7 protein-coding genes are annotated in these 8,065 nt (G+C 37.7%); all 7 read right to left on the bottom strand.

The annotated features are described in order from the left end of the window. Positions 1-418: 418 nt before the first annotated feature. The 7 genes from cas2 to BACCOPRO_RS10475 all read right to left on the bottom strand — a co-directional run bounded on the left by cas2 (position 419) and on the right by BACCOPRO_RS10475 (position 8,054). Complete coding sequence (gene cas2, locus BACCOPRO_RS10505) at positions 419-709, bottom strand: CRISPR-associated endonuclease Cas2 (RefSeq protein ID WP_008143466.1); 291 nt, start codon at positions 707-709, stop codon at positions 419-421. A 6-nt stretch (positions 710-715) separates the two neighbouring features. Beyond that, positions 716-1,738, bottom strand: coding sequence for a type I-C CRISPR-associated endonuclease Cas1c (gene cas1c / locus BACCOPRO_RS10500; RefSeq protein ID WP_008143464.1), 1,023 nt, complete (start codon positions 1,736-1,738; stop codon positions 716-718). Further along, positions 1,735-2,400 carry a CRISPR-associated protein Cas4 gene (gene cas4, locus BACCOPRO_RS10495; protein ID WP_008143462.1) on the bottom strand — a complete coding sequence of 222 codons (666 nt, stop codon included), beginning with the start codon at positions 2,398-2,400 and terminating at the stop codon, positions 1,735-1,737. The genes cas1c and cas4 overlap by 4 nt, the downstream gene beginning before the upstream one ends. 14 nt (positions 2,401-2,414) lie before the next feature. Then, positions 2,415-3,299, bottom strand: a complete 885-nt coding sequence (gene cas7c / locus BACCOPRO_RS10490; protein WP_008143461.1) for a type I-C CRISPR-associated protein Cas7/Csd2 — start codon at positions 3,297-3,299, stop codon at positions 2,415-2,417. A 21-nt stretch (positions 3,300-3,320) separates the two neighbouring features. Beyond that, a complete protein-coding gene (gene cas8c / locus BACCOPRO_RS10485; RefSeq protein ID WP_008143459.1) occupies positions 3,321-5,084 on the bottom strand; it encodes a type I-C CRISPR-associated protein Cas8c/Csd1 in 1,764 nt (587 codons plus the stop codon). Continuing rightward, the gene (gene cas5c / locus BACCOPRO_RS10480) at positions 5,081-5,761 is read right to left on the bottom strand and encodes a type I-C CRISPR-associated protein Cas5c (protein WP_008143458.1); all 681 of its coding nucleotides are present in this window, start codon (positions 5,759-5,761) and stop codon (positions 5,081-5,083) included. The genes cas8c and cas5c overlap by 4 nt, the downstream gene beginning before the upstream one ends. 70 nt (positions 5,762-5,831) lie before the next feature. Then, entirely contained in the window at positions 5,832-8,054 is a 2,223-nt protein-coding gene (locus tag BACCOPRO_RS10475) for a CRISPR-associated helicase/endonuclease Cas3 (protein WP_008143456.1), read from the bottom strand. Between the last annotated feature and the right edge of the window lie 11 nt (positions 8,055-8,065).

Raw genomic sequence — 8,065 nt, 5'->3', positions numbered from 1 at the left:
ATCCTTCTATGTCTAGATTTGTTTCAATCCACGCACCCACGCAGGGTGCGACTCCTCTGTTTCGTCAGTTCTGTTAATAACTAGCTGTTTCAATCCACGCACCCACGCAGGGTGCGACTGATAAACCACCTTGAGTTCATCAATTCTTTTCAGTTTCAATCCACGCACCCACGCAGGGTGCGACAATAAGCTAGTTTTGTAAAAAATCACACAAACATGTTTCAATCCACGCACCCACGCAGGGTGCGACTGATTCTTAGATATGTATCAGTTTTCTAGATATTTAAACTGTAGCTTTTGCGAAATTAATAATTAAGATACAGTTCTGATTATATTATACTAAATGTAAAAATGTAATTCCTTATATTTCAATATGTGCGAAAACTCAAGGAAACGTGTATTACATAAGTTTCGCACTTTAGATAATCATTACATCATTTACATCGTATGATGTTTCTTTCCCTAAAACTTCTACTCTTCTGGCTATGTTTCGATTAAGATAATAAAACCTGACACTATCTTGTTTTGTATCAATAACATTGCCAATTATATTTTTTAATGTACAGAGCTGTGCTTCAGTAACCTCACACTCAAATACAGAATTTTGTACTCTTTGCCCATAGTTAAGGCATGCTTTAGCCACACATCGTAAACGACGAGCGCCTTCTTTACTTGTCGTGTCCACATCATATGTTACTAGAATGTACATAATACACTATTTAATTAAAAATACAGGATAATCATCAATATCTTCTCTGATATATCTCGCCATTAACATCGCTTGTACATACGGTAGTAGGCCTATTTCAATTTTTTCATTAAGGTATGGATGGATAATAGTTTCTCGTTTTCTATTCTGCCAGGCAGAAATAAAAATCTTTTTTCCTTTGTCGGACATTACTACTCCATTATCACCCTGATAAAGAAATTCTTTAGAAGAAATCTGTCTTTTATTTATTAGAGATAACACAAAGCGATCGCCGAGATATGCGCGTAATTCTTCCATCATGTCCAATGCCAATGACGTACGTCCCGGACGTAGTGTATGGAGAAATCCAACATATGGGTCAAGACCTATAGTTTCAAGTGCGGCAGCAACATCATTGGCAATTAATGTATAGGCAAACGATAACATAGCATTTACCGCATCTTTGGGAGGACGGCGATTGCGCCCTTGAAAAGGAAAATCGGCTTTCTGGTTGAGTATTAAAACCGGTAATACTTCAAAATAAGCATTAGAAGCCAGACCTTCATAACCTATCAGTGTCGTTTTGTCCGGAGCTTGTAAAGCATTTCGTTTTGCACGTTCCAGTGTCTGAATGGCTTGATTAACATTTTCGTTTTCTCCGTAGTCGCGAATATATCTTCTTAGTATATTGCGGTAATTTTGAATCTTTCCACCAATCATTAACAGTGAAACATGCAATGACCATGCTTCATCATCTACTAACTGATATTGTTTTTTACGTAATAAAACATTGCCTTTTGTTGCGCTTTGTACTCTGCTTATAAATTTTCCATGTGGAGAAAGGAATGTAAGCGATATGCCACTATCACTGCATAATTTCATAACACCTGGACTTGCTCCCATATATCCAAATGTAACTATACTTTCAATATTAATAGCAGGTATACGGAATACTTCTTCCTGATTAACAGACACGACGATATTTAGCCCATCTTTGCTGATATAGGCATTCGGTGTTGTTACATATAAAGTGTTCAATAGTTTTCTCATTGATATAAGCTTTTATCAAGATATGTATTTACCGTAGTACAATTTTTTGTAATCTTGGGCATGCAGATATCTATTAGTGAACATTTTTCACAATGTTTGCCATATTCTGCTTTAGGGATCACAGATTTTGCAAAAACATCATGCATTTCGTGGGCGCAATGTTTTGCAATATCACGCAGTTCCTCTGTTATGTCTACATCTATTCTGTGGCGTAGTTCTCCATAGAAAAATACGCCGTGAGATATATGGATGGCATACATTTCTTCTAGGCATATTGTTTGTGCAGCTAATTGTACTTCATCTATTTCATTCCTTTTAGGCTTGCCGTGTTTGTATTCTACAACAATAGGCTTCCATCTTCCCGGATATTTGGGATGATGAATCGTATTTTCAGTGGACTGAGACGGAAATAACTCTATGGCATCTGAAATGCCATAGAGTCCTAGCTCACGCGAAGCAATATTCACGGCACGTAATGTTATCTGGTCGCCACATTTTTGCCGATAGAAAGGGTCATCTACGTGCTTGTGAAGAATTTGTCCTTCTATAGTGAGGCGATTGTCATTCCATTGCTGTTCAATATGTATCAATGCCCACTGCCGGGGACAGAATCGGAAATGCTGAATCCCCGATAACATTAACATATCATCTTCGCTATACATTCTTTATACTGGTATTATATTAATTCTTCAAGGACTATATTAGCCGGAATGTTATTCTTGTCGATAGTAACTGAATAGTCGCTAAAAGAACGCGGTGCTCCATCGCAAACTTTTTCAACTTTTACCAGATCGAACAATTTATTGGCAGGAGCATTGCCCAGCATAGAGTCGTGTTTGAAAACAATCAATTTTTGTGCACTCATTAATCCACGAGCAGCCGAGCGGTCTACATCGAACATGTTTTTTAATGCATCCCAAAACAACTCCAAATCTTCTTCGGAAAATCCGGTTTGCTGAGCCAGATTGGCTGAAATAAAGCCATGACATACGTATAGACCGTATGGAACAGTGGCTTTACGACCTTGTATACCGATTTGTTCTTCGTATGGTTTCTCTTCATCACGAGCTGCGCATACAGTTAAGGCATGTTCTTCAGGAACAATTAAATCTTCCGAACGGGCAAATGTCATCTGTACTGCTCCACGTACTTGCCCAGCATTTGCACCAGTAGAGAGAACTGCGCCAAAAGTTCTTACATCAAAAAAGCGTTTGCACATAGCTGTTCTACCAGCAGATACTTTATCACTAGGGGCTTTTTCTTTTAGCTTAAGATCTATTCCAAGATCTTCTTTGTACATTTTACGAATTTCTCCATTAATAAAGGTCTCTTCTCCTGATAACTCTTTGGATTTTATTAAAATGTCATTGCCTGCTTGTCCTGCACAAGCTATTTGCACATAATTTCGTACTTTACGTTTTAAACAAACATCTGTAACCAACCCCATTCCAGTTTCTGGGTCTACTCGCGGAAGATTGCCTGCATCTGGGTCACCATTAGGGTTTCCATCCTTAACATCAAATATATAAATAAAATCGATTCTGTTCTTAATTTCTGACATAATAGTATTGTTTATTTGTTATTATTCTTCTGTTGTATTAATCTCTTTGTCGTTTTTTTGATGGTAATAACCTAAAAAGAATCTGCCCTGATCTCCTAAATTTAAAGCATTTGGAAAATCTTGGATCATGGCCATTATTTCTTTTTTCTTGTTGTCAAAAAATACAGCCAAACCTTTCTTGTCTTTAACTAATTTACTATAGTGGCTATTTGATAGTTTTAAAATTGTTGGAAAAACTGAAGCAGGTGTAGATGATGCTGCATTCATATAATTGGAGCGGATAGAATCCTGTTTATTGGCAGCGTATTGTAGATTTTCTAGGACGGCAAATAGTCTTCCACATAAATACCCTTCGTTTTGATTTTCTTTGTCTAACATAATATTGATTTTTTTGTTATTATTATTTAGTCTGTTTAGATATGCTTTTATAATGGCAGCACGTACTATGTTTATGGACTGTTCGGCACGTATACGGCGGATACATGCTTGGAATAGAGAATTAGGATAAGGCAAACCTTGAAAAATACTTTTTACCACAGCTTCAGGAAGGTTGGGGGTAACATTACTTAATTTCCCTTCTAAAGATACACTTTCCAAGATGGAATATAATCCTATATACGGTTTTTTCTCTTTACGAGTACCTATAATTGCCATATCTTTGAAATGTTGGCTGATTACCTTTGCAAACTCGCGTAGTGGAATTTCACTCCAATATACAACAGCTATCCGGGCTGCATTGGGTGCTAATCCGAGTATGAAAAATTTGTCATCTTTATTGGCTGATAATTTGCCATTATAAATAGACATAAAGACATTCTTGACTAACTCTATACGTTTGTTTGGATCTTCATCTTCAAGTTCATTATGGGCAAATAAAGTAAATATTCCATTCTCCATTGCTTTTGATGCATCGCTATTAGAAGAACTCCAAAAAAGGAAAGTACGTGTATAGTTTGCTTTGCCTATTGTAAATTTATTTTGTGACTTTTCTTCGATTAATCTTTTAATAGCTGTAGAAAAAGCAAATTCAGCTTCATACGAGATAGGAGCATTATATGCTTGTGATTTCCCATAAGAATCATATCCTTGATTAGTTTGAAAAGAAACCAAGCTAGCAGATGATTTACAATTTAATATTGGTGTGGGAGTTACTTTTCTAACGATATCAGTTTTATTACCAGTAATAAGACAAATGCCCTTTTGGCTTGTATCTTTTTCTACATAATTCGATAATATCGGTTTACTAGCAATAAGGGAAATTGCACCTTCAAGTTTAAATGAAACATTAACATCAGGGTCCTTTTCTATTTGTTGCCAAAGAATATCGTTGCGTAACAAGGGTAGCTGATTTTTTTTATAAAATTCAACAACCGCTTTAAAGTCTTCATCTAATGTGTTGTCATAAACTTTCTTACATAGAGATACGAATGCTAAGTGCTTTTCATGTGCAGAAGCATAACTTTTTTCCCATTTCTCCACTTTTTTCTTATCTTGACTCTCAACATCACTTAAAGGTATACTTGCTTTTGAATAGTCAATGGCATACATGCATTTATCCCAAAACAAAAATGGGGTTATGGAGTTTGTATGAACACCATAAGGTAAAACAAAGATTTTTCCTTTTCCTGTTTCATCTCGATTATCTTCTAATCTTACAAAATTCCCATTTTTTTGAATAATTATAACAAAAGAAATGCGAGAGTTCATCCAACCATATAATGGTAATGAATTTGGATTTTCAAGTAGTGATCTGTTATAATAATCATATAAAGCTTTTAGTATCATCTCAACACCTCCTCACTGTCTTTATTAGGTACTACAATAACGCCTTGCTCCATTTTGGCACGATAAAACATTGCGTCCGGGTTTTTAGGATTTTTGTCAAAATCCATATCATAGAGCATAATTCCCAAATCTCTGTCTTCATTTAACGGGGAAGTAAGATCCTCTGTCGTATCGATATATTTCCAAGAGGCGGAAAACTCGCGGCATCCCAAGTAGGGTTGCGTAAAACATTGTCCTTGCGATGCTCTTCTTTCAAACATCTGATAATATTTCATTGGGTTTTCATCATTGCCTGGTTGATGCTTCCCAAAGGCTTCTTTGGAACGGTTTTTTACCGGAATAAACACCAGTTTGGCATAAATCCGATAGCGTACGTCTTTCAGTAATAAGGAGTTTTTCTGCTGGCGTTTATCTTCTATATAAATAGGAGACTTTCCGGCAACAGCTCCCACCTCATTCCTACGTATAGTTGTCCACTTTATGGGATTTATAACTTCTATTTTTGTTATTTGCCACCGCATGGCGTAGCGCTTGAAAAGTATGGCCTCAAAAATAGCACGTGCAGCCGAGGGCGTAATGACATCGTAACTTACACGTTCTACATTCAACTCCGGACGAGTAAAGCAGGCCCAGTCGCCCCACACTTCTAGACAGTATTCTTTGTCAGTGTATTCCATTTTATAGTTGATTATCGTTGTTTTCCACTAAGTATGCTGATTCTTATTTTCAAATAATTATTAGTTAATCTTATGCCATAAGCACTTCCTCCATCCAATGATTGTCCAGACTTATGCCTGTATCCTTATTGTATTGAGCCCTGTCTGATAGCACATATATACCTGTCAGGACTTCTTCGATGGCACCATATTCATTTAATTTCTTGAAATCAGAACGACGGACACCGACTGTGTATTGGGCCAGTTGTTTCATTAAAGAATAGGTACAGCCTTCTTCTTTTAATTGAGCTGCAAGGTCCATGCTGCTTTCCCATGGTACAATTACACTTATACTGTCGTCATCAATTAATTTGAATGCTTCTGATGCTTGTTTAAAATTGATTTCATCGTGTTTGTAAAGATAGTCTTTTATTCCTTTTTTATCAAAGGTTTCTCTGCTATATAGTTGTAAAAAATAAGCTTTCATTGTAGAGGAAGCAAACCAGTCGCTGTGTACCGGTAAGCTTATTCGCGCATTGTTTGCTGTTCTTATTGCTCCATAAGGTACGCGTCCTTCTGCGCTCAGGCTGAACACAAATGTTTGGCCAGTTTTATTTTTTCCTTCACGATTGCAGCGTCCTGCTGCCTGTAGGATTGAGTCCAGACCGGCTTCCTGACGGAATACAACTGGGAAATCAATATCTACACCTGCTTCAACGAGCTGGGTCGCAATAATCCGGATTACAGGCTGAGACTCATCTCCTAATATCTGTTTAATAAGGTGGATGGTTTCGCCAATGTGGGCGGGGCACATCATTCGTGAAAGATGGACTTTTAATTCGCTATCAGGCAGACGGTCGTATAACTCTTTGGCATCTTTTCGGGTATTTACAATGCATAGCACTTTGGGATATCTGGATAGCGTTGCTGCTATTTCATCGTATGTTTTTCCTGTATTATCGATTTTCAACTCTACCCGGCGAAGCTTCTCATGTAAGGCAAACTCTGGTGGAATGATTTCTGTGATATGTTCTATCCCTATAAAATCTTCTCTTGGATTAGTCCCTTTTATCAGGCCATTAAGTACAGGCTGGCTGGCGGTAGTGAACAAGATGGATACACCGAAAAGTTTTTGATATGCTTTCATCGCATCTACTATGGGTTGCAGGAAGTCGATGGGTAATGTCTGGACCTCATCCAGCAGAATTACTGCGTTTGCAATATTGTGCAGTTTACGGCATGATGATGGCTTGTTGCTGAACATAGATTCGAAAAGTTGTACATTCGTTGTTACAATAATCGGATAATCCCAATTGTCTGTTGCCAGCTTTGCCTTCTCACGCTTTTCTTCATCCTTGATTTCATCCGGGTTGAAGTTACTATGATGCTCCAATACGTTTTCTTCACCAAAGATTTGCTTTAAGATTCCTGCTGTTTGCACAATGATACTGGTATATGGAATGGCTATTATGATACGATTCATGCCGTGTCTTATTGCATGCTTCATTGCCCATACCAGTGAAGATAGTGTTTTGCCACCTCCAGTCGGTACGGTGAGGCTATAGAAACCTCGTTCGCCTGCTGACATCTTGTCGCATTGCTCCATTACTTTTTTTCGGATACGGTTTACTTCGGTGTCGGCAGCCTTAGACTGTAATGCTTGTATATATGCTTCCAGTGAGGGTAATAAATCAGCAAGGGTAGCAGAACAGTCGCGTTTCTGCCATGAAGCTTTGTCCATGAACTGTTCGGTATCCAGTCGGTCTGCATCTATTAAACAAGAATAAAGCATGCGCGAGAGATGGTGTAAATATTTCAAGTCAATTTTGTTTTGAATGAAAGGAGATGCTAGAAATTCTTTGTGGAGCAATGCCGTATCTATATTGATATTTGCCGTATCGATTTCTTCAGGAATTTGCTTTTCTTCTAGAATATTTTCCAGATCAATCCAATCGTGCAGTCCTGTATGGTGTGATACAATTGGATTTGCAAGAAGATTGAGAATGTCCTTTCCCATGAGATTCTTTGCTATTATTCCTCCTACGAATGCGTGCTGGTGATTCTCGTAGTACTTTTTCCCAGATATTGGGATATTGTTTGCCAGACGTATGTATTGTTGGAATGCTGCACGTTCCTTGCCTTTGTCATGCAGCATTCCTAAAGTATATCCCCAATAAGAAAGCCCGAATTCTTTGGCAAACTTTGATGCGATTGTAGCCACTCCTTTTTGGTGCTCTTCATTGGTCTGTATTACATATTGTCCATCTTCCTTGCTTATATAAAGGTGCGATATGATTTTGTTTTCTGTTTCCATTTTCCTTGTTG

Origin of the sequence: Phocaeicola coprophilus DSM 18228 = JCM 13818, assembly GCF_000157915.1 — a bacterium.
GTDB classification, from domain to species: domain Bacteria; phylum Bacteroidota; class Bacteroidia; order Bacteroidales; family Bacteroidaceae; genus Phocaeicola; species Phocaeicola coprophilus.
This window is presented reverse-complemented; position numbering and strand designations above follow the sequence as displayed.